Source organism: Streptomyces sp. V4I8 (genome assembly GCF_041261225.1).
GTDB lineage: Bacteria > Actinomycetota > Actinomycetes > Streptomycetales > Streptomycetaceae > Streptomyces.
Genome location: NZ_JBGCCN010000001.1, coordinates 1584322 through 1605489 on the forward strand (window position 1 = coordinate 1584322; position 21168 = coordinate 1605489).

At 71.2% G+C, this 21168-nt stretch carries 14 protein-coding genes; 6 read left to right on the top strand and 8 right to left on the bottom strand.

The annotated features are described in order from the left end of the window. Positions 1-9: 9 nt before the first annotated feature. From ABIE67_RS07135 to ABIE67_RS07170, 8 genes are read right to left on the bottom strand one after another with little or no spacing between them, the layout of a single operon-like run. Positions 10-6840 (bottom strand): DUF4157 domain-containing protein, encoded by a 6831-nt coding sequence (locus ABIE67_RS07135; protein WP_370255123.1) that lies wholly within the window; start codon positions 6838-6840, stop codon positions 10-12. Then, a complete protein-coding gene (locus tag ABIE67_RS07140; protein ID WP_370255125.1) occupies positions 6837-7175 on the bottom strand; it encodes a hypothetical protein in 339 nt (112 codons plus the stop codon). Before ABIE67_RS07140 ends, ABIE67_RS07135 begins: the two co-directional genes overlap by 4 nt. Beyond that, on the bottom strand, positions 7166-9169 hold the full coding sequence (locus ABIE67_RS07145; protein WP_370255127.1) for an ATP-binding protein: 2004 nt from the start codon (positions 9167-9169) through the stop codon (positions 7166-7168). The genes ABIE67_RS07140 and ABIE67_RS07145 overlap by 10 nt, the downstream gene beginning before the upstream one ends. A 33-nt stretch (positions 9170-9202) precedes the next feature. Further along, a complete protein-coding gene (locus tag ABIE67_RS07150; RefSeq protein ID WP_370255129.1) occupies positions 9203-10048 on the bottom strand; it encodes a DUF4255 domain-containing protein in 846 nt (281 codons plus the stop codon). A gap of 33 nt (positions 10049-10081) precedes the next feature. Continuing rightward, on the bottom strand, positions 10082-10828 hold the full coding sequence (locus ABIE67_RS07155) for a hypothetical protein (protein ID WP_370255131.1): 747 nt from the start codon (positions 10826-10828) through the stop codon (positions 10082-10084). Further along, positions 10821-11549: a hypothetical protein gene (locus ABIE67_RS07160; RefSeq protein WP_370255133.1), complete on the bottom strand. Its 729-nt coding sequence runs from the start codon at positions 11547-11549 to the stop codon at positions 10821-10823. The genes ABIE67_RS07155 and ABIE67_RS07160 overlap by 8 nt, the downstream gene beginning before the upstream one ends. Before the next feature lie 26 nt (positions 11550-11575). Continuing rightward, positions 11576-12100, bottom strand: a complete 525-nt coding sequence (locus ABIE67_RS07165; protein ID WP_004003113.1) for a phage tail protein — start codon at positions 12098-12100, stop codon at positions 11576-11578. A gap of 33 nt (positions 12101-12133) precedes the next feature. Continuing rightward, complete coding sequence (locus ABIE67_RS07170; protein WP_370255137.1) at positions 12134-13999, bottom strand: phage tail sheath family protein; 1866 nt, start codon at positions 13997-13999, stop codon at positions 12134-12136. 634 nt (positions 14000-14633) lie between these two features. On the opposite strand from ABIE67_RS07170, the gene ABIE67_RS07175 reads away from it, so the two are divergent. From ABIE67_RS07175 to ABIE67_RS07200, 6 genes are all read left to right on the top strand, one after another. Next, positions 14634-15968, top strand: coding sequence for a sugar ABC transporter substrate-binding protein (locus ABIE67_RS07175; RefSeq protein ID WP_370255141.1), 1335 nt, complete (start codon positions 14634-14636; stop codon positions 15966-15968). Beyond that, entirely contained in the window at positions 15965-16900 is a 936-nt protein-coding gene (locus tag ABIE67_RS07180; protein ID WP_370255143.1) for a carbohydrate ABC transporter permease, read from the top strand. Before ABIE67_RS07175 ends, ABIE67_RS07180 begins: the two co-directional genes overlap by 4 nt. Next, positions 16897-17841 carry a carbohydrate ABC transporter permease gene (locus tag ABIE67_RS07185; protein WP_370255147.1) on the top strand — a complete coding sequence of 315 codons (945 nt, stop codon included), beginning with the start codon at positions 16897-16899 and terminating at the stop codon, positions 17839-17841. Before ABIE67_RS07180 ends, ABIE67_RS07185 begins: the two co-directional genes overlap by 4 nt. Before the next feature lie 26 nt (positions 17842-17867). Continuing rightward, on the top strand, positions 17868-18776 hold the full coding sequence (locus ABIE67_RS07190) for a 5-dehydro-4-deoxyglucarate dehydratase (protein ID WP_370255149.1): 909 nt from the start codon (positions 17868-17870) through the stop codon (positions 18774-18776). Continuing rightward, positions 18773-20032, top strand: a complete 1260-nt coding sequence (locus tag ABIE67_RS07195; RefSeq protein WP_370255151.1) for a glucarate dehydratase family protein — start codon at positions 18773-18775, stop codon at positions 20030-20032. Before ABIE67_RS07190 ends, ABIE67_RS07195 begins: the two co-directional genes overlap by 4 nt. Positions 20033-20096: 64 nt before the next feature. Further along, positions 20097-21155, top strand: a complete 1059-nt coding sequence (locus tag ABIE67_RS07200) for an NAD-dependent epimerase/dehydratase family protein (RefSeq protein WP_370255153.1) — start codon at positions 20097-20099, stop codon at positions 21153-21155. Positions 21156-21168 lie beyond the last annotated feature (13 nt).

Here is a 21168-nt window from a genome sequence, read left to right on the forward strand (position 1 = left end):
CTTCGCTTCCTAAAGTCCGTAGAGTTCAGCCATCTTCCGGCGAATCTGCTCCTTGAGCTGTTCCTTCGTCTTGATTTCGCCGCCGCTGTCGGTCTTGATGTCCAGGGATTTTATCCAGAGTTGCAGTGCCAGGATTTCACGGCCGGAAAGGGTCTTCGGCCCCTTGCGGCGAAACTCTTCCTCCGCTCCTGCACGAGGGTTCTCTGCCCGCTGCTGTTCGAGGTCACCGAATGCCTTCATCGCGCCTTGCTGTTCCATGGGCAGATAGGCGAGCGCATCCCTCATCGGGAACGCGGCGCCCTGCTGCACCTGCATCCGCTCCAGGGCATCGGCGGGGGCTGTCGTCGGAGTGACCCCGGTGACCAGTTGTCCTTGCGAGGCCATCTGCAGCATCATTCCCGACGTCACCAGGGCCCGAGGGTTACGATGCGCTTCCTTCGCCAGCGCGAGAGTTCCGAAGAACGCCGCGTCCAGTCCCGCCTGTCCTGGGATTCGCCCACCGGCGGTCATGTGCTCGACGTCACCGGCCAGCGCCTGGCCCTCCTGCACGGTACCCATGAGGCGGTCGGCGACATTCGGCTCCGGGTCCCGATTCCTCCGCTGCAAGTAGCGCAGTTCCCGCTCGCTGGATCCGTCCGCCCGCTGGCGCTTCACAAGACCGCGCTGCAGGTGCAGGTCGTCGGCCGCGGCCCGGTTCCTTGCGAGATCTGTGGCAGTGTTCGAAGACGAGTAGACCCTCTTGTCGACGGCATTCCTGATGCGTTCCGATTCCCCCTTGGTGTAATGGGCGACGGTCGACGCATGGCCGGAATCGTGCTCGTACTCGAAGAAGTCCGTTACGTAGGACTCCCTGTGACCGGCCATCCTGTCGCCCTGCGCACGCATGAAGCGGGCGACCGAGGCGAACCCGACGCCGGCGGGGACATGGAAGTGACGGGACTTCTCCGTCGACCGTTGCGAGTCCTCCGCGATCCGGTCCGCGCCTTCCGCGGTGACCGGCGCGTCGAGGATCTCATAGGCGACCTCGTCCAGGAGATCCAGCAACTCACGCTCGCTGAGCGTGAGGGCCTTTGTCACGCGAACGTCCGGGTTCAGACGGGCGATGATGTCGGCCACGTTGCCGCTCTCGAGGGTCAGACTCGTGAGCCGATGCCATGCCCGTAGTGCCGCGAGCGTGCCCCGCAGGACCACGCCCTGAACTCCCTTGCCCAGGAGCCGGGAAATCGGCGGCCTGATGCGCGCGACGATCTTTGCCAGGCGGGCGTCCTTGGAATCCTTGGAGTCCTCTTCCTTCTTACGCCGGCCCCTCGTCTGCTCCTTTTCCTTCTTGCGGTCCCTGTCCTTCGGCTTTCCGTCCGTGTGCCTGTCGCGCTTCGGCTTCCTCGGGTCCTTGGACTCGTGCTTCGGCTGCTTACCGTCTTCGTCCTTCTTCTTCGGCTTTCCGGTCCTGTCGCCGTCCTTGTCCTTGGGTTTGTCCCGATCCCGGTCCTTCTCCGCACCGGGCTTGCGCCTGCCCGGGGCGTCCTTGTCCTCGGACTTCGGCTTTGTCGGGTCCTGGTCCTTCGGCTTGTCCGGCGACTTGCCGTCGGCCTCCTTGGGCTTGCCCGCGCTGTCCCTGTTGTCGTCCTTCGGCTTGGACGTGTCCGTGCCCTTGCCGTCCGTACCCTTCGGCTTCGCGTCCGGCTCGGGCTTCGGCTTGGCCGGCGGTTCCGCCTTCGGCTTCGGCTCGGGCGGCGCAGTCGGCCTTGTGTCCGGCTTCTCGTCCTTGTCCTTCGGCTTGCCGTTCTTGTCCTTGGCCGTGGGTGTCGTGGGCGTCTTCGCGTCGGCCGGTGTCTTCGGCTTTCCGGGGACGCCGTCCTTGCCCTGCCCCGGCCTCGGCGCCGTGGCCGTCTGCGTCTTCGCATCCGTGCCCGGCTTCTTCATGGGGTCGGTCTCGGGCTTCTTGTTCCTGCCCTTGTCATCCGCCCCGTCCGCCCCCGCGCCCTTCCCCCCGCCCGGCTTCTCCCCCTTCCCCCTGCCGCCGAGCTTCGCCGCGATGTCCTTGAAGCGCCGCCCCACCTTCGCCACGTACTTGCCGATGCCGCTCAGCAGCGCCTCGTAGGCGAGTTCGAGCAGGGCCACGATGCCCGCCGCGACCGCCTTCGCGAAGAGGACGCCGGCGCCGCCGCGGCGGACGGCCTTGAGCCAGTCGAGGACGGCGCCCATGGCGCGGAGGATCTCGCCGAGGGCGCCGATGGCCGTGCGGATGGCGTCGATCACCGCCATCACCCAGCCCGCGCCGGGGATGAGCTTGGCGATGACCTTGGTGATGACGATCTCGCCGATGATCAGGGGGAGTTGGGGGACGATCGCGTCCCAGGTCTCCTTGACGATCTGTTCGAGGGAGATGCCGCCCTTGATCAGCTTGTCCAGGATGGCCTTCGGGACGCCGATGATCTCTTCGATCTTGGACTGGAACCAGTCCTTGACGGCCGCCTTGACCTCGCGGAACAGGTGGTTCTTCGCGCCGTCCACGGCGGAGTTCTTGGCGCCGCTCAGCCAGCCACCGGGGTCGGAGAGGAAGTCGACCGCGATGAGCATGAACTCGCCCAGTGCGCTGAGCATGCGGGAGGCGAACTGGAGGACGGCCTTCACCGCGTCCACGATCGCCTTGACGACGTCCAGGAGCGCCTTCTTCAGGACGTCCAGGATGCTGCTCAGGAGTTTGCCGATGGCGTCCAGGAGGTCGCTGATCGCCTGCTTCAGCGCCTCGGCCAGACGCTGGACGAGGGCGATGGCCGCCGCGATCAGGTCGGTGATGAACTTGCGGATGCGGGCCGCCAGTTCGATGACCGCCCGCACCATCGCCACCGCGAACTCGATCAGTTCCCTGATGAAATTCTTGATCGCTTCGACGATGTTCTTGCGGGCCTCGTTGATCCAGCGCTCGACCGTCTCCTTGAAGTTCTTGATGAAGCCGACGACCGCGTCCCGCGCCGCCCGGATGACCCGGACGATCGCGTTCTTGATCTCGATGACCTTCTGTTTGATCCAGTCGAAGGCCTTGGTGATCCAGTTGCCCGAGTCCTCGACGGCACCGTCGCGCTGCTTCTCCGCGTCGCGCTCCGCCTTGTCGCTCTCGTCCTGGATCTTCTTGTCGCTGCCCTCCTTCTCCTTCTCGACGTCGTCGTCGGTCTGCTTTTCCTTGTCCTCGACGTCCTTGCGGACCTTGTCGTGCCGGTCGGCCTTCTTGTCGCCGAGGCTCTTGAGCTCCTGGTCCTGCTCCGTGCGCCAGTCCTCGCGCTGGGCGGTGACCTCGCCCATCGCCTTCTCGCGCTCGCCCGCCTGCGTCTCGGTGTTCCGCCCGATCTCGGCGTCGACCTGCTGCTTGTGCTTGGCCTGTGAGTCGCGGAAGTCCCGGTCCTTGGCCTGCCGGCCCTCGGACACACCCTTCTGACCGTCGTTGAACGCGGCCTGGACCTGCGGCCCCTGCTCGTGCTCGGCCACTTCGGAGGCCGCCTCGGGCGGTACGGCGCCGGTCGCGCCGCCGCCGTCGACGGCCACGCCCTCGCCGCCCTGCGCCCCCGGCACCTTGGCCCGCATCTCCTCCTTGGGGGCGTTGGGGTAGACCTGGTCCTCGCCCATCGCCCGGCCGGAGTCGTCGCGTGCCGTGGAAACGGTTTCCTGGCCCTTGGCGTCGACATGGCCGTCCTGCTGACCGGCGCTGTCCTCCGCCGCGCCCCTCAGCTCCACGCCCGGCGCGTTGCCCGCCTGGGCCTGCTTGAGCGCCTCGTCCTTCGTGGGCAGGCCGGCGAACTTGGCGGCCAGTTCCTGCGGATCCACCTCGAAGCCGAGCCAGCTCGCCACCTTGCCGATGCCGAAGCCGAGCGCCATCTTGAAGGTGTCCCAGCCGCTGGGCTCCTCGGCCTTCTCCGCCTCGATCTGCCCCTCGGGCTCCTTGGCGCCCTCGACCTCGGCGTTCTCCTGCTCGGGAGCCTCGGCCTCCTGAGGCTTGTCCTGCGAGTACTCGGCCGGGGCGTCCGACTTCGGCTTGCCCTGCAACGTCTGCGGCGCACCCGCCGGGCGCTGCATCGAGGGGGGCGCGGACGCCAGCGTCTTGTGTTCGTCGCCGACCGTGCGGTCCACCGCGCCGCCGACCCCGCCCATCGCCTGAAGTGCCTTGTGCGGCTTGAGCTTCGACGCCGTCGCCAGTCCGGCTTCCGGCGAGACCCCGGAGAGGTTGGGGACCGGCGCGGTGTCCTGCTTGCCCTTGCCGGAGGCCGGGGCGGGTCCGGCGCCACCCCCGCCGCCTGCTCCTCCGCCACCACCGGCACCGCCACGCGCCGCCTTCGGCGCCGGTGCGCTCTCCCGCTCGGCCTTCGGTTCCGGGGCCGCCTTCGCCGAGGCCGCCGCCGGGTCCGACTTCGTGGCGGCGGGCGCGGATGCGGATGCGGATGATGCGGGCGCCGCCGATGTCTCCGTACGAGCAGGGGCCTCCGTACGGCTCTCCTGCGCCGGCGCCTCACCGGCCGACACGCCCCCGGATGCACCGGAAGCCCCGGAAGTCCCGGCCGACCCCGAAGTCCCGGCCGACCCGGACGAGTTCGCCGTACCGGCACCGCCCGTCCCGTCGGACGCCCCGGGCGCCGTGACCCCACCCCCGCCGACGGACGACACGTCCGCGGACCCGCCAACCTTCTCGCCCTGTGCCCCCTGCGCACCGCCCCCGTCGGCCTCCTTCGCCCCGGCGTCGCTCTGCGCCGACTGGCCCCCCTTGGCCTGCTGGGACTCCTTCTCGGGCGCGGTGGCTCCCTTGTCGCCCGCCGCGTCCGTGCCCTTCTCCTCCTTGGCGGCCGGCTCCCTGGCCTCGGTGCCGCCCTCGGACTTCCCGTCCTGCTTGCCCGGTGCCTCCTGCACGGTGGTCTGCGCGGCCACCGGCCCGGCCTTGGGGTCGTCACCGCTCTTGGGGTCGCGGGTCCCCGGCACGGGTCGCGTGGACTGGTCCGGTGCCGGACCGCCCAGCCCGGCAAGGCTGTCCGGCCCGCCCTCGGTCTCCGGCGCCGACGACTCCGGCTCCTCGACGGACTCGGCCGCCTCCTCCTCGGGCTCCGCCGCCTCGTCCTCGGCGTCCTCCGCCTCCCGCTCGGCCTCGACCTGTTCGGCCCTCGTCGCAGGCGGGGCCGGGAACGAGGGGGCCGTCCGGGCGGTCGCGGGCGCGGACGGGTCCAGCTCGTCGGCGGTCGGTACGGCGGACACGTCGAGGTCCTGCTGCGGAACGAAGTCCTCCGGCTGGAGCTTGACGTCCCAGGCGCTCGGCTCCTCACCGCCGACCTCGACCTCCGACTCACTGCCGGAGCCGAACGGGTCGTCGTCGGTCTCCTCCTCCTGGCCGGCGAGATCCTGGTTGCGCTGGCCGTCGAGCGTGCTGAGCTTGCCGGGCAGCCGGGTGTCCTTGCCGGCCGCCGTCGGCGAACCGGTCGGCTTCTGCTGACCCCGCTTGTCCTGCTGCTTCAGCCGGCGTCCGGCAACGGCAGCCTCGGCCGCGCCTGGGCGGTTCTTCGCCGCGGACTCCTCTTTGCTCGCGGCGGCGGCGTCCGCGCGCTCGGTCTGCTCCTCGGTCTGCTGCGGACCGCCCTTGTCCTTCTCCTTGCCCGATGCCGAGTCGGCGGAGTCCCTCGCGCCCTGCCGCGCAGCACCGCCCGACCCCTCCGAGGCGGACGAGTCCTGCTTCTCACGAGCCGCGGCCGCGCCCCCACCGGATGCCGGGACCCCCGCCGTCCCGGATCCCTGCCCGGCCGACGCCTCCTGCTCCTGCGCCCCGCCGGGCGCACCCCCGCCCTGCGGAGTGCTCCCCTGCTCCTGCGTCCCGCCGTTCTGCGGGGTGCTGCCGTCGGCGCCTTCCTCGGCGGTCTGGTCCTTCTCCGGCCCGGGCGCGATCCGGGGCCGCTCCTCCTCCGCCCGCCGCTCCTCAGCGAAGCGCGCGGCGTTCTCGCGCTCGGTCCGCACCTCGTCGGCCGTGTCCGGCTCGATCTCCGGAGCGTCGTGCGCGTCCCGCTCCAGACCGTCCTCGGCGTAGTCGTCGTACGCCTCGATCTCGTCGACGAGGTCGAGGACGCGGTCGTGCTCCGAGCCGAGCAGCCGGCTCTCCAGGCGTACGAGGACTCCGTCGAGCAACTCCTCGGGCAGCCGGGCGAGTTGCTTGCGGGTGCGCTGGGACAGGTCCTCGGGGTCGCCGCGCAGGGAACGTACGAGGGAGTTCGCGAGGCGGTCGACCAGAGTCGCCGGGTCGATGGCCTCGGCGCGGTTCCGGTCGGCGTCGACGGTGGTGTAGCGCAGCCAGCCCGGTGTGGCCTGGTCCTCCGCCACGTCGGCCGTGGACTCCTGCGGGCCGGCCGCCGAAGGACGTACGAGATCCTGGGCGGCCGACTCCGCCTCCCGCTCGATGGCCTGCTGCGGCACGCTCACCGCCCCCAGCTCCCGGCCCGCGCGCAGCGTCCCGAGGCCGTGCGGGTTCTGGACGGTGTGCAGGAGCTCGTGGGCGAGCAGGCGGCGGCCCTCGTCCGTGCCCGGCTTGAAGGCGCCCTCGCGGAAGAAGATGTTCTGGCCGACGGCGACCGCGTCGGCGCCGAGGAGTTCCGTCAGCTGACCGGCGTCCCGGTCGGTGTGCAGGCGTACCCGGCCGAGGTCGTGGCCGAGACGTTCCTCCAACTCCCGCCGGACGCCCGGGTCGAGAGGCTGCCCGGCGCCGCTGACGATCTCCTTCGGCTCGGGCGTACGGGACTTGGCGGCCCGCTCCTTGCGCTTGCGGCGGCGTTGTTCGGCGGCCTGCTCGGAACGGGCGTCCTGGGACTGGGCGCTCATCGTGTCACCTCCCCGTGTCCGCTGAGTCCTTCGTGCACCGCGCGGGCCAGTTCCTGGCCGAGGCGGCGGGCGGACAGGCCCGCGGGCAGGGGCGGCAGGCCGGACAGCGCGTCGAGGGTCAGGGCGCCGTCGGCGGCGAGCGGGACGCCATGGGCGCGGACCAGGCGGGCCAGTTCGCGTTCGAACGCGGCCGACACCCGCTCCGGGTCCACGCGGAAGCCGTGGAGGGCGAGTTCGCCGATCTCCACCCGGATCTCACGCGGTTCCCGGTCGTGACGGGACTCGCGCGTCTCGCGGCTCTCACGCGCGTCACGGAACCCCCCGTTCACACCCACCCCCGCACCTCCCCCGGCGTCAGGGAGCGCTCCAGCTTCTGGTACTCCGTGCGGGCCGCCGCCAGCATGTGCCGCATCTGGAGCCGGTCGCCCTCCTCGGCCGCGAGGAAGGCCCCGGACAGCGCGATGTTGCGGATCGAGCCGCCCGCGACGGTGAGCTGGGCGAGGAGACCGGGGTCGATGTCCTTGACCGGGGCCTTCGAGGGCAGCACGCGGCGCCAGATCTCGGCGCGCTCGTGCTCGGCCGGGAAGGGAAAGTCGACGACGAAGCGGATGCGGCGCAGGAAGGCGGTGTCGAGGGCCTTCTTCATGTTGGTGGTGAGGATGGCGAGGCCGCGGTAGGCCTCCATCCGCATCAGCAGGTAGCTGACCTCCAGGTTGGCGTACCGGTCGTGGCTGTCCTTGACCTCGCTGCGCTTGCCGAAGAGCGCGTCGGCCTCGTCGAACAGCAGCAGCGCGCCGCCGCGTTCGGCGGCGTCGAAGACCCGGCGGAGGTTCTTCTCGGTCTCGCCGATGTACTTGCTGACGACCTGGGAGAGGTCGACGATGAACAGGTCGAGGCCGAGTTCCCGCGCCATGACCTCGGCGGCCAGCGTCTTGCCGGTGCCGGAGCCGCCCGCGAAGAGGGCCGTGACGCCGAGGCCACGCCGCAGGGTGCCCGCGAACCCCCACTCCTGGTGGACGGTGGCCCGCTGCCGCACATGGGCGACGATCTCGCGCAGCACGCCGGTCTGCCGGTCGTGCAGGACCAGGTCGCCCCAGCCCGCCTGCGGTTCGATCCGGCGGCCCAGCTCGTCCATGCCGATCCGGGCCTCCTCCAGGCCCGCCCGCCAGGCGAGTTCGGCGGCGTCGAGGGAGTCCTCGTACGGCAGTCGGCGGCGTACGGTCGCGGCGGCGGACCGGATGACGTGCGGGGGCAGCTGGAACTGGGCGACCAGGGAACGCAGTTCACCCTCGTCGAGGTCGGCGACCGGGTGGAACGCCTGGGCCCACAGCTCGAGCATCTCGTCGTCGTCGAGGCGCGGTACCGCCACCCGTGCGCCGTGCGGCCGGTCCGAGCGCAGTGGGTCCTCGCTCGATACGACGACGGGTACGGCCGCCCCGGCCAGGAACGCCTCGGTCGCCGCCCGCTGGTCGCGGTCCAGGTCGCCCACCTCGACGAGCAGCGCGGCGGGCAGCAGGATCGCCTCGCGCTGCCACAGGCGGGCCAGGCGGTCGCGTTCGGCAGGGTCGGCCGGGATGTCCTCGGCGCCCGTGGCGTACAGCCCTAGCCCGGACCGAGCGGCCGCCGCGGCGGCGATGTCGGCACGGCTGCGCAGATCACCGCCGGTCACCTCGACGAGCAGCGGCGCGTCGGGGCTCGCCCCCGTCGTCCAGCCCTCGGCGACCCGGCTCGCGGCCAGGTCGTACGACGGCGGCAGCTGCTCCGGCACCGGCGTGCGGCGCAGGCGGCCGTGCAGACGGGCGTCGAGGTAGGGCGAGCCCAGGAGGAAGTGCAGGATGCGTTCGTCGAGCCGCAGCCGCGAGGTCGTCAGCCGGGACTCGTCGTCGAGTTCGACGATCCGCCAGCGCCGCAGCGGCGCGACGGGGGTGAGCGCGCTCCAGTGCGGTTCGGCGAGGGCGGCCAGGGCGAGCGAGAAGGTCGGGTACGCCCGCTGGGGGTCACCGCAGGCCGCGGCGCAGCGGGCGGCGGCCGTGGGGTCCAGTTCGTCGGCGGCGGCGAGGAGGATCAGGTCGCGTTCGAAGGGGGTGAGGCCGAAGCAGGTGACGAGGGCGTCGAGGGGGGCGGTGCCCGGGACGGCCGGCGGCGCCGGGCGCGCGGAGCCTGCGGTGGTCGGTGCGTCGGGCTCCGGGGCGGACGCCGCACCGGCGCCGGCGGCGTGGGCGTCGACGCGGGACAGGACACGCCGGATCTCCGCGGTCAGCGTCGTGCCCATCTCGTGTCCGGCGGCCGCACCCGAAGTACCGGTCGCTCGCGGCCCGTTCGTCCCCATGCCCTCACCTGCCCCCGTGGTCCCCATCCCCGCTCAGCCCTCCGTGCCCTTGCGGGGCTCCGGCTGGGTCGACTTGGTCACCCGGGGGGCCTTGCGGGCCCGTGCCGGAGCCTTGGCGACGGTCTTGGCCGGTGCCTTCGCGGTCTTCTTGGCGGCGCCGCTCCCCGGCCCGGGGCCGTCGGCGGCCGTCTTGACAACTCCCGCCGGTACAGGCTCGGTTGATGGCGCCTCGACCTTCGTGTCCGCGCCCGGAAGGGCCGGCGCGCCCGGCGCCCCGAACGGCAGCACCCGTACCTCGGGCCGCTCCACCGGCTTCGCCGGGACCGGCTTCTCGCGCCCGTCGATGAGGACCAGGGTCGCCTGGTAGACCACCGACAGCGAGTACGGCGTCTGGTAGAGCATCCCCCACAGCTTCGACGTCTCGTCCATGTCCATCACCCTGGGCGTGAACCGCACCCGCTGCGCCGCCTCCGCGAGATCGCTGCCCGCCAGGTGCGGGAGTTGACCGGTCTCTTCGACGACGTCCTTCGGCAGAATCGGAATCTCGTGCAGGGTGCGCACCACGGAGCCGATCAGCCGCTGCCCGACCAGGGTGGTCTCGTCGCCGTACGCGCTGATGAGGTAGTGCAGGTCCAGCGCGGCGGCCGGTCGCTTCACCAGGGTGCCGTCGGACGCCCGGGTCGGCAGGTCGTTGTTGCGCATCGAGGTGTTGGGCGTGACCTGGTAGAGGAACACGTTGAGCGTGGGGTGGTCCGGCGGTTCCGTCGGCGGCTTGTGCGGCTCCACCTTGACGGCCTCGTCGAACTCCGGGCCCACGTTGGACGCGAGCAGCAGGGCGAGGGCCTGGGTGACGTGGGCGATGGCGAGTGCGTTGCTCATGAAGTCGGTTCCTCGGTTCCTCGATCCGTCATGTCACTCCCGCCCTCGCGCCAGATAGTCGGCCAGGCTCAAGGTCGCGCCCGGTCGCTCCGTGGACGGCGTACGCTGCCGGGCCCCGCCGGACGGTGACGGTCCGGCCGTCACCTCCAGCCGCCCGATCTGCACCTGCACCACCTGCTCGGGCGCCCGCGAGGGGCGCCGCGCGGCGGCCTGCCGTACGGCGTCCCTGGCTGCCGCCGTGTCCGCGGCGCTGGGGCGCAGCGCCGCGGACACGGCGGCGGGGGAAGCGGCGTCCGTACCCGGGGGGATGGGTACGGCCGCCGCGGTCCGGGATGCGCTCCGGTCCGGACGCCCATGGCCCGCCCCCCGCCGCACGGCGTCGGGCGTCGGCCGCGGCTCCGCGGCGAGCGGCGCGACGGGGCGCAGCAGCGGCGTCTCGGGCAGGGCCCTCGGGGCGGGCCGCGGCCCCGGGTCGGACGGGGCGCGTTCGGTGCGTACGACCGTCCGCTCCCGTTCCGTGTGCGGCCGGGCCGGGGGCGTCGCCGGGCGGGGCGCTTCCCCCTGCCGTACTGCCGAGGGCGTGGTGGAGGGCCACAGCAGGTCGGTGCCGTCGTCCGGGTCCGGTGCCGTGCTCCGTACCGCCTCGACCCGCTCGAACGGGCCGGGCAGCCGGGGACGTACCCGCACCACACCCGGGCGCGGCCCGGCGGCGGCCGGGGTGTGCCGGGCGATCAGCCGGTCGAGGAAGTCGGGCACCGGTGCCCCTTCGGCGTCAGACATCCGCACACAGCTCCAGGTAGTAGCGGCGCCGCAGCGGGCTGAGCGCCAGGATCTCCGGCTCGCTCCAGCCGTACGACGTGGCCAGCAGATGGACGTCGAGCAGCAAGTCCCGTGCCCAGGCGTCCAGTTCGGTCCACAGGTAGGAGGCGATGTCCAGCTCGGCCCGGGTGGCGTCGCCGCACTCGGGACAGGCGATGTTGAGCGTGACGTCGGCGCCCGGGTCGGCGGCCTCGACCGCCTCGGCGATCCGGCGCTGGACCGGGACCGGCAGATCAGCGGCGTCGACCGGCGCCCCGTCGCGTACCGCCGAGACGAGGCACCGCGCGAGCAGGGCGTTACGCGGGTCGGCCGCCCGGGCCGCCACCGTCAGGTCGGCGACACCGGGCAGCCGGAACTCCACGTCCCAGCCGTCCTGTTCGACCCGCACCGCGGAGTCACCCGGCCCGCCGAGCGATCGCGCGAACTCCCCGGCGTCCAGGTCGAACTCCATGTCCGCGCCGCACGCCGAGCACGCCAGCCGCACCTGCATGCGCTCCCCGAACAGGGCGCGGCGCAGCGCGAACAGGTCGGCCTCGCGCTCCCCCACCGGCAGCACCGGCAGGGTCGCGGCGTCGACGTCCGGGCGCGCCGTGCGGTGCAGCAGCAGGGCGCGCCCCGTCGATGCCTCGGCGAGGCCCGCCTCCCAGGTGGCCAGCAGCTCGGCCGCCCCGGTGATCGCCATCTCGTTCCCCCTCGACTACCCGCTGGTCAGGCGGGGTTGAGGAAGGAGGGCTCCTCCGGCTCGGGCACCTCGTAGTCCCGCTCCCAGCCCTCGCACTCGAGCTTCAGCGACTGGATGGCCACCGCGTTGGCGTTGGCGTCCAGCTCGCCGAGGACCTGGTACTCGCTGGGCCAGGTCCGGTACAGCTTGTGCGAGACGGCGACCTGGCCGGCCTCGTTGAGGACCTGGATGACTATGTCCTTGCGGAAGTCGGCGAGGGACACCTCGGAGCCGAGGCCCGCGCCGACCTGCCAGACCTTGTTGGCCCAGCGGTCGAACTCGGGGTCGTGGGTGACGCCGCGCTCCAGGGTGATGCCCTCGAACTCGGAGCGGCCCGGCGACTTGCGGGGCGACGAGGGGTCGCCGCCGTGGCGGTGCTTGACGACTTCCGTCGTCCGCTTCAGCGGACTGATCTTGCTGATGCCGGCGACCGTGCGACCGTCCCACAGGACCAGGAACTTGAAGTTCTTGTAGGGGTCGAAGCGATGCGCGTTGACCGTGAACTCAGCCATCGGATTCCTTCAGTTCTCCACGATTCCCGGCGCCTAGAGCGCGAACTGCCCGGACGTCTGCTGGATTTTGACGATCACGAACTCCGCCGGCCGGACGGGTGCGATGCCGACGAGGACGTTGACGATGCCGTTCTCGATGTCCTCGGTGGTCGTCGTGTCGCTGTCGCACTTGACGAAGTACGCCTCGCGCGGGGTACCGCCCTTGAAGGCGCCCTGGCGGAAGAGCGTGTGCAGGTACGAGGAGGCGGCGAGCCGGATCTGCTGCCACAGGTTCTCGTCGTTGGGCTCGAACACCACCCACTGCAGGCCGCGCTGGAGGCTCTCCTCCACGTGGAGCGCGAGGCGCCGCACGGGGACGTACTTCCACTCGCTGTCGAGCGCGTCCGAGCCCTCCAGCGTGCGTGCGCCCCAGACGACCGGGCCGGTGACCGGGAAGGTGCGCAGGCAGTTGACGCCCAGCGGGTTGAGCAGGCCGGTCTCACGGTCGGTGAGGTTGACGGTGAGCGAGTGCACGCCCGCGAGCCGCGCCTCGGTGCCGGCCGGGGCCTTCCACACGCCGCGCTCGGAGTCGGTGCGGGCGATGACGCCGGCGATCGCGCCGGACGGCGGGAAGGAGCGCAGCCGGCCCGTGAGCGGGTCGGTGAGCTGGAGGTGCGGGAAGTACAGGCCCGCGTGGTTGCCGCGCACGGCGTCGAAGGCGGCGAGCCCGGCGCGCGCGGAGTCGACGCCGACCCAGGTGCTCGGCGCGTCGACCAGCAGGAAGATCCGCCGCTCCTGGCACAGCCGCTGGGCGGCCGAGATGACCGTGAGCGCGTCCTCGGTCTTCTCGTACGCCGCGAGTTCCGGCAGCGCCAGCAGGTTGACGTCGGCGACGCCGCGCAGCGCCTGGATGCCGGTCTTGTCGCCCTCGCTGCCGATGAGGTCGCGCGGGCCGGGAGCGGCGCCGTCCTCGCCGCCCTCCAGCGGGAAGACCGGCGGGTTGACGGAGGCTTCCAGGCCGAGGTCGTTGGCGCACTCGCCGAGGAAGCGGACGACGTCCTCGGGGTCGGTGGAGCCGGCGACGACCTGGATGCGGCGGCCGAAGGCGGTGACCTCGACGCCCGCGAAGGCGTGCTTGCCGGGCGCGTCGGGCAGGGCGCGCAGCTTGCGCTCCAGGAGCAGCGCCAACTCGGCGACGCTGCATGGGGCTTCGCCGTCGCAGTCGGGGTCGTAGAGCGTGAACTCGCGCTCCACCTCCCCGATCTTGACGGTCAGGTCGACGGCCAGGTTCGGCAGCTGGTCCCCGAAGGGCTTGGAGACGGTGCCGGACGGGTCGGGGCGGCCCTCGCCGACGACCTCGACGCGGATCAGGCGGGAGCCCGCGTTGATCACGGTCTGCGCGTAGCGGCCGTTCGCGGGGTCCATTGACAGGCCGGTGAAGCTCTCGCGGGCGTCGCCCTTGGCGTCGTAGACCCGCAGGTTGAAGGTCTCGTCGGGGCACGGTGTGTCGTGGTCGACCGCGACGCGCAGGCCGTTGCCCCAGAGGCCGGGCTCCTTGGCGTGCACTTCGAGGACGGGACCCTCGCTGTGGCCCTCGGTGGACTTGAGGGTGACGCAGGCGGCCTTGCCACTGCCGGCCTTGGCGACCCGGACGATCACCGCGACGGTGCCGCCGTTGCCGAAGAACTGGTGGACCGCGTAGCCGACGGCGCTCTGGGCACTCAGGCCCCCGAAGCGGCGCTCGAACTCCGTGAAGCTGGTGACGCGTACCGGCTCGTTCAGCGGACCACGCCGGGTGTGGCCCACGAAGGCGGTCACGGACGTGGTCAAGGTCGAGATCGTGCGGGTGCTGCTGGGGAGTTCTTCGACGTAGACGCCGGGATACGTCGGCTTTGCGGCGCTGACCGCGCTCATCGGCATTCCCCCTCCTTATCCCTGTCTCGGGCACCGGACAAAGGCACCAAGAGATGGCAGAGGGAGGCATTCCCGACCCGGGGCACGAAAACGCCACCCACAAGGACGACGCCGACACGTGCACCGCACCAGTTTCCCCCGTCATCACCGTGGGCGCTCGACCGCACGGCTCAAGCAACACGCTTGTGACTCCTGATGCTCAAGTGCTCAACCCACCTTGATGCGTGGGAAGTTGACCGAACAAGGCGCCTTCAGGCCACCCGGGGAGGGGGTTTGGTGAAGACCCACTTCCCGCATCCACACACCGCGCCTGCGCGCCCCGGCCAGGTGGTTCACAGATCCCGCACAGAGGCGTCACCCCGGAACCCGGGAAGAAGCCCGACGCGCGACGGAAAGGCTTGACCCACGCCGTTCGACTGGTCGCACGCGCGTACGGCCTCCCCGAGTCGCACACAACGCGCCGTGGCCGGTTTGCCGTGGGTGACGTGAACCCGCCCCCGGCCGCCGCAGCCCTATAGGGGAGGTGAAATCTCGCCGTCATGTCTTGACATACGGCCGAAACGATTCGTAGCTTGGCCGATCATTTAGATGCGTGAAAGCTGTTCATGCATATGAACTCCAGATCCAACGGAGTGTGTCCATGCGGGATCACCGACGATGTCGCCGCCCGGCCGCCCTGCTCGTCGCCACGGCGCTCGCGTTCGGAACGGCCGCGTGCGGCTCCGGTTCCGGCAGTGCGGGCGGCGACGACCCGAACACGCTGGAGGTGTGGACCCGGAGCAATCCGGACTCCGCCGCCACCTACGACCGTGTCTTCGCCGCCTTCACCGAGAAGACCGGCATCAAGATCGACTACCAGCCGGTCATCAACTTCGACCAGCAGCTCCAGAGCCGGGCGTCCACCAAGGACCTGCCGGACGTCATGATCAACGACACGGCGCTGATGGGCAGCTACCAGAGCCAGGGCCTGCTCAAGCCGATCGACCCCGCCTCGATCTCGGGCGGCGACCAGATCACCGGCAAGTCATGGTCCTCCACGGTGGGCGTCGACGGGAAGCACTACGGCATCCCGTACTCCCGTCAGGCCCAGACCCTGATGATCCGCACGGACTGGCTGAAGAAGCTGGGTCTGAAGGCGCCGACGACCTGGCAGGAGATGCTCTCCGTCGCCAAGGCGTTCGCCACCGAGGACCCGGACGGCGACGGCAAGGCCGACACCTATGGGATCGTCGCGCCGGGCAGCGCCCAGAACGGCTATGCCGCCTGGTGGGGAGCGAGCTTCCTGTGGCAGGGCGGCGCCGAGATCATCAAGTCGGACGGCAAGGGCACGTACACCCCCGCCATGGACTCGGCGGCGGCCGTGAACGCCGTGACGTGGATGAAGGACAACCTCTTCTGCGGTGACAACGGTGTCGTCCAGCCCGGCGCCCTCACCGCCGTGACGTCGACCGCCACGAACTTCCAGGACGGCAACGCCGGGATGTACATGACCGGCCCGTACAACATCACCACCTTCGACGGCACCCTCGGCAAGGACAAGTACGAGGTCGTTCCCGCCCCCGCGGGCCCGGCCGGCGGCGATGTGCTGGCCGACGGAGAGAACGTCTACCTCGGCGCCAGGACCGGCAAGGACAGGCAGGAGCTGGCGCTGGCCGCGTTCCTGGTCTCGCCCGAGGGCCAGAAGATCGCCATGACCGGCGTCGACGGCCACCAGCCCGTCGTCCGCATCCCCGTGAACTCCACGCTGGACGCGGCAAAGGTCCGCGACGACGCCCGCTGGAGTGTCGTCCAGAAGGCCTACGAGGACGCCTCCCAGCAGTTCCCGAACGCGCCGGACTTCGCCCCGATCAAGCAGGACACCGCCGACGCGCTGAACTCGATCTTCACGTACTGCGGTGGTGACGTCCGCTCGCAGCTCAAGGAGCTGAACGACACCCTCGCCGGTGACCTCAAGGACCAGGACCTGCTGAAATGACCGCTACCGTCCCCGCCCCCGCGGCGCGCGGAGGCTCCGGCAAGAGGGCCTTCACCACGAAGGCCCTCAGCAAGAAGGCCGTCGTCCCCTGGCTCTTCCTGGCTCCGGGGCTGCTGCTCGCCCTCGTCTTCAAGTTCTGGCCGATGGCCAAGGGCATCTGGCTCAGCTTCTTCGACGTACGCCCCTTCCTCGGCGACCGGTGGATCGGCCTCGACAACTACACGAGGGTCCTGACCGACCACCGCTTCCAGGACGCCATCGGGCACACCCTGATCCTGGGCATCGGCCAGTCGGTCGGCGCGATCCTGCTCGGGTTCGTCCTCGCCCTGCTGCTGGAGGGCCAGGCCCGCTCGCTGAGGATCCTCCGTACCGCCGTCTTCCTCCCGGCCGTCACGGCCACGGCGGTCGTCGGCGAGCTGTGGCGGCTGATGTACTACCCGACCTCCGACGGCCTCCTCAACAGCGGCCTGCACCTCCTCGGACTCGGTCCGGTGCAGTTCCTCGACAACCCGAACATCGCGCTGTACTCGACGATGGCCATGGGCATCTGGATCTGGGCCCCGTACAACATGGTGATCCTCCTCGCCGGCCTCGCGGGCGTGGACCGCTCGCTGTACGAGGCGGCGGCGATGGACGGCGTCTCGCTGTGGCAGCGGCTGCGCCACATCACGCTGCCCGCGATCCGTCCCGCGCTCATGATCGTGCTCACGCTCGCCACGATCCGTGGACTGCGCGTGTTCACCGAGGTCTACGTCCTCACCGGCGGCGGTCCGGCCGGGTCGACCGACGTGTGGATGACCCGCGCCTACACCCTGGGCTTCACCCGCAACGACATCGGCGGCGCCTCCGCGGCCTCGGTCGTCCTGCTCGGCGTGACGCTGCTGCTCACCGTCACGATCAACTACCTCCGCAAGAGGGGAGAAGCGCGATGAGCGCCCCCGTCACCGCCCCCGTCCGGCCGGTGGCCCCGGCCACCCCGGCCGGACGGAACACCAAGGCACAGCGGACCACCCCGGCCCGCTTCGACACCGCTCTCGGCTGGAACGACAGGCCCTCGCTCGCCTGGGCCCTGCGCGTCCTGCTCTGTCTGATCGCCCTCGGCATCTTCGCGGCGCCGTTCCTGACGATCTTCTCGGGCGCCTTCACCACCAACCCCAGCGGCTCCTCGCTGTCGTTCCTGCCGCACGACAGCACCCTGCTGAACTTCCGGGTGGCGGGCGAGCGCGGCATCTGGGACTACCTCGGCAACTCGCTCGTCATCGCGGGCGGCGGCCTGCTGCTCCAGCTCGTGGTGTGCACGCTCGCCGCGTACGCGCTGGCCCGGCACCGGTTCCGCGGGCAGGCGCTGATCATGATGCTGTTCATGATGACGCTGATGCTGCCCGAGGAGGTCATCGCGATCCCGCTGTCGCTGGTCCTCGGTGACGTGCCCGTGGTCCACCTGGACCTCAAGGGCACCGTCTGGGGCGTCATCCTGCCGCTGGGCGCCTGGGGCTTCTCGGTGATGATGCTGACCGAGTTCATGCGGGACATACCCGCCGAGATCGAGGAGGCCGCCCGCCTGGACGGCGTGGGCGAGCTCCGGATGCTCTGGCAGGTCATCCTGCCGCTGTGCAAGCCCGCGCTCGGCGTGGCCGGCGTGCTCGGCTTCATCATGATCTGGGACCAGTACCTGCTGCCCCTGATCGCCGCCAAGGACCCCACCGACTACACGGTCACCGTCGCCCTGTCCGTCCTGCGCACCGACCCCGAGGTCGGATCCGGGGTGGTGCTGGCCGGTGCGGTCATCGCCCTGATCCCCAGCCTGGTCGTCTATCTGCTCCTCCAGCGCTCGCTGGTCACCGGCATCGCCGCCGGCGCCACCAAGGGCTGACCCCTACCCCCCGCATTGAGAGAGACATGAAGTTCCAAGGAGTGCTGTTCTTCCCCGTCACGCCGTTCACCGCGGACGGCTCACTGGACGAGGAACGGCTGGCTCAGCACATCGAGGCCGGAGTCGCGGCGGGCGCGGGCGGCGTGTTCGTCGCCTGCGGCACCGGCGAGTTCCACGCCCTGACGCCCGACGAGATCGAGCGTGCCACGCGGGTCGCCGTCGAGACGACCGCCGGACGCGTCCCCGTCCTGGCCGCGGCGGGCGGCCCGCCCCCGGTGGCCCGCGACCAGGCAGCCCGCGTCGCACGCGCCGGCGCCGACGGCATCCTGCTGCTGCCTCCGTACCTGGTGACGGCGCCGCAGCAGGGCCTGTTCCGGTACGTCGAGGAGGTCACCGCCGCGACCGACCTGCCGGTGATCTTCTACCAGCGCGGCAATGCCCGCCTCACCGAGAGCACGGCGGCCGAGATCGCCGCGCTGCCGAAGGTCGTCGGCCTCAAGGACGGCATCGGCGACATCGAGCGGATGCACCGCATCGTCCGGGCCGTGCGTGCCGTGCCGGGCGGCGCGGACTTCCGGTTCTTCAACGGACTGCCCACCGCCGAGATGACCGCGCCCGCCTACCAGGGCATCGGCGTCGACCTGTACTCCTCGGCCGTGTTCGCCTTCACCCCGGAGATCGCGCTGGCCTTCCACCGGGCGCTGGCCCGCGACGACCGGGAGCTGGTGACGACCCTCCTGGACGAGTTCTACGGCCCCCTCGTCGAACTCCGCGACGAGGTCCCGGGCTACGCCGTGGCCCTGGTCAAGGCCGGAGTGACCCTCCGGGGCCTCGACGTCGGCGGGGTGCGCGCACCGCTCGTCGACCCCACGCCGGAGCATGTCGCCCGGCTCGCGAAACTGATCGACCACGGCCTGGAGGCGGTCCGCGCATGAGCACCACCGTCGGCACCCGCATCCGCGAGCTGATCGTCACCCCGATCGCCTTCCGCGACCCGCCCCTGCTCAACTCCAACGGCGTCCACGAACCGCTCGCCCTGCGCGTCATCCTCCAACTCGTCCTGGAGGACGGCACGGTGGGCCTCGGCGAGTCGCCGGGCGGCGTCGCCCGCCTGGAGCGACTGCACGCGGCGGCGAAGGTGGTCGTCGGCATGGACCTCTTCGACACGACGGCCGTCAGGGCCGCGATCGACGCCGCGCTGCTGCCCACCGTGCCCAGCTCGCACGAGCGCGGCTGGACCACCTCGGCGGTGGAGGTCGCCTGCCTCGACGCCCAGGGCAAGCTGCTCGGCCGCCCGGTCAGCGACCTGCTCGGCGGCAAGGTCCGCGACTCGGTGCCCTTCGCGGCGTACCTCTTCTACAAGTGGGCCGAACACCCGGCCCTGGACGGCCGCCCGGCGGTGGGCGACGACTGGGGCGCGGCGCTGGACCCCGCCGGGATCGTCGAGCAGGCCCGGCTGATGCAACAGCGGTACGGCTTCCGCTCGTTCAAGCTCAAGGGTGGTGTCTTCCCGCCCGACGAGGAGATCGCCGCGATCAAGGCACTGGCGGAGGCCTTCCCCGGCCGGCCACTGCGCCTCGACCCCAACACGGCCTGGACGGTGGAGACTTCGCGGTACGTCGCCCGTGAGCTGGACGGCGTACTGGAGTATCTGGAGGACCCGACCGCGACCATCCCCGGCATGGCGGAGGTGGCGAAGGACTCGCCGCTCCCCCTCGCCACCAACATGTGCGTGATCGCCTGGGAGCACCTGCGCCCGGCGATCGAGCAGAACGCGATCCAGGTGCTCCTCACCGACCACCACTACTGGGGCGGGTTGCGCCGCACCCGTGAACTGGCCGCGGTCTGCGAGGCGTTCGGCCTCGCCCTCTCGATGCACTCCAACTCCCACCTGGGCATCAGCCTCGCCGCCATGACCCATGTCGCGGCGGCCATCCCCAACCTCGACCACTCCTGCGACACGCACTACCCGTGGAACTCGGCCGACGACGTGATCGTCCCCGGTGCCCTGCAGCTGCGCGACGGGGCGGTCGAAGTCCCCACGGGCCCGGGCCTCGGCGTCGAACTCGATCACGACGCCCTCGACCGACTCCACCGGCTGTACGTGGACTCGGGGGTGCGCGGCCGGGACGACACCGGCTACATGCGGCGGATCCAGCCGGAGTACGAACTCCGGCTGCCGCGCTGGTGACCCGGGACAGGGCGGTCGGGGCCGCTTAGGGTGGCCCCGACCGCACGACTGGAGGGGTGAGGGCGTGGGCGAGGGCGGCTCGGCGAGGGTGTTGGTGACCGGCGGCAGCGGGTTCGTCGGAAGTCATCTGGTCAAGCGGCTCCTGGAGCGCGGGTACCGGGTCCACGCCACCGTGCGCGGCACCGCCGACGCGGCGAAGGTACGGCCGCTGCGGGACATGCAGGAGGCGCACCCCGGCCAACTCTCCTTGTTCGAGGCCGACTTGCTGACGAAGGGCTCCTTCGGCGAGGCGATGACCGGCTGCCGGGTGGTGTTCCATGTGGCGTCGCCGTTCCGCATGCCGGAGAAGATCAAGGACGGCCGCCGGGACATGGTCGACCCGGCCCTGCTCGGCACGCGCAATGTGCTGGCGGCCGTCGAACGGACGCCCACGGTCGAGCGGCTGGTCCTCACCTCCACCGTGGGCGCGATCTTCGGCGACTACGCGGACGTACCGGCCATGGACGGCGGGGTGCTGTCGGAGCGGTACTTCAACACCACCAGCACGGTCGAGAACAACCCCTACCACTACGCCAAGACGGTCGCGGAACGCGCGGCCTGGGAGGCGGAGGCCGCCCAGGACCGCTGGCGGATGGTCGCGGTCAACCCCGGCCTGATCCTGGGCCCTTCCCTCACCCCGACCTCGGAGTCCGGCAGCCTGTTCCTGCTGGAGGAGCTGTTCAAGGGCTACTTCTTCTACGGCGCCCCGGACTTCAGCTTCACCACGGTGGACGTGCGCGAGGTGGCCGACGCGCACATCGCGGCGGCCGAGAACCCGGACGCGAAGGGCCGTTACATCCTCGCCGACCGGACCGTGACGTCCTTCCACGAGATGTCCCGCATCATCCGGACCCGACACCCCCGCGACCCGCGCCTCCCGCGCACCGCGCTCCCCCACTGGCCGGTACGCGTCCTGGGCCCGGCCTTCGGGCTGACGCAGGACTACATCCGCAAACACCTCGGCATCCGGTTCCGGGTGGACAACAGCCGCAGCGTGAGCGAACTGGGCATCACCTACCGCCCGATCGAGCAGACGGTCCTGGATCACTACGAAGCGTGGCGAAGCCACCGCGCCGCGAAGTGAATTCCGCTGCCCA

What these genes read in the sequence shown, in the direction of transcription:
- ABIE67_RS07160 (WP_370255133.1), bottom strand. Translation starts at nt 11,549, where the DNA reads ATGGCGATCACCGGGGCGGCCGAGCTGCTGGCCACCTGGGAGGCGGGC.
- ABIE67_RS07195 (WP_370255151.1), top strand. Translation starts at nt 18,773, where the DNA reads ATGAGCACCACCGTCGGCACCCGCATCCGCGAGCTGATCGTCACCCCG.
- ABIE67_RS07155 (WP_370255131.1), bottom strand. Translation starts at nt 10,828, where the DNA reads ATGTCTGACGCCGAAGGGGCACCGGTGCCCGACTTCCTCGACCGGCTG.
- ABIE67_RS07190 (WP_370255149.1), top strand. Translation starts at nt 17,868, where the DNA reads ATGAAGTTCCAAGGAGTGCTGTTCTTCCCCGTCACGCCGTTCACCGCG.
- ABIE67_RS07175 (WP_370255141.1), top strand. Translation starts at nt 14,634, where the DNA reads ATGCGGGATCACCGACGATGTCGCCGCCCGGCCGCCCTGCTCGTCGCC.
- ABIE67_RS07180 (WP_370255143.1), top strand. Translation starts at nt 15,965, where the DNA reads ATGACCGCTACCGTCCCCGCCCCCGCGGCGCGCGGAGGCTCCGGCAAG.
- ABIE67_RS07145 (WP_370255127.1), bottom strand. Translation starts at nt 9,169, where the DNA reads ATGGGGACGAACGGGCCGCGAGCGACCGGTACTTCGGGTGCGGCCGCC.
- ABIE67_RS07185 (WP_370255147.1), top strand. Translation starts at nt 16,897, where the DNA reads ATGAGCGCCCCCGTCACCGCCCCCGTCCGGCCGGTGGCCCCGGCCACC.
- ABIE67_RS07135 (WP_370255123.1), bottom strand. Translation starts at nt 6,840, where the DNA reads ATGAGCGCCCAGTCCCAGGACGCCCGTTCCGAGCAGGCCGCCGAACAA.
- ABIE67_RS07170 (WP_370255137.1), bottom strand. Translation starts at nt 13,999, where the DNA reads ATGCCGATGAGCGCGGTCAGCGCCGCAAAGCCGACGTATCCCGGCGTC.
- ABIE67_RS07150 (WP_370255129.1), bottom strand. Translation starts at nt 10,048, where the DNA reads ATGAGCAACGCACTCGCCATCGCCCACGTCACCCAGGCCCTCGCCCTG.
- ABIE67_RS07165 (WP_004003113.1), bottom strand. Translation starts at nt 12,100, where the DNA reads ATGGCTGAGTTCACGGTCAACGCGCATCGCTTCGACCCCTACAAGAAC.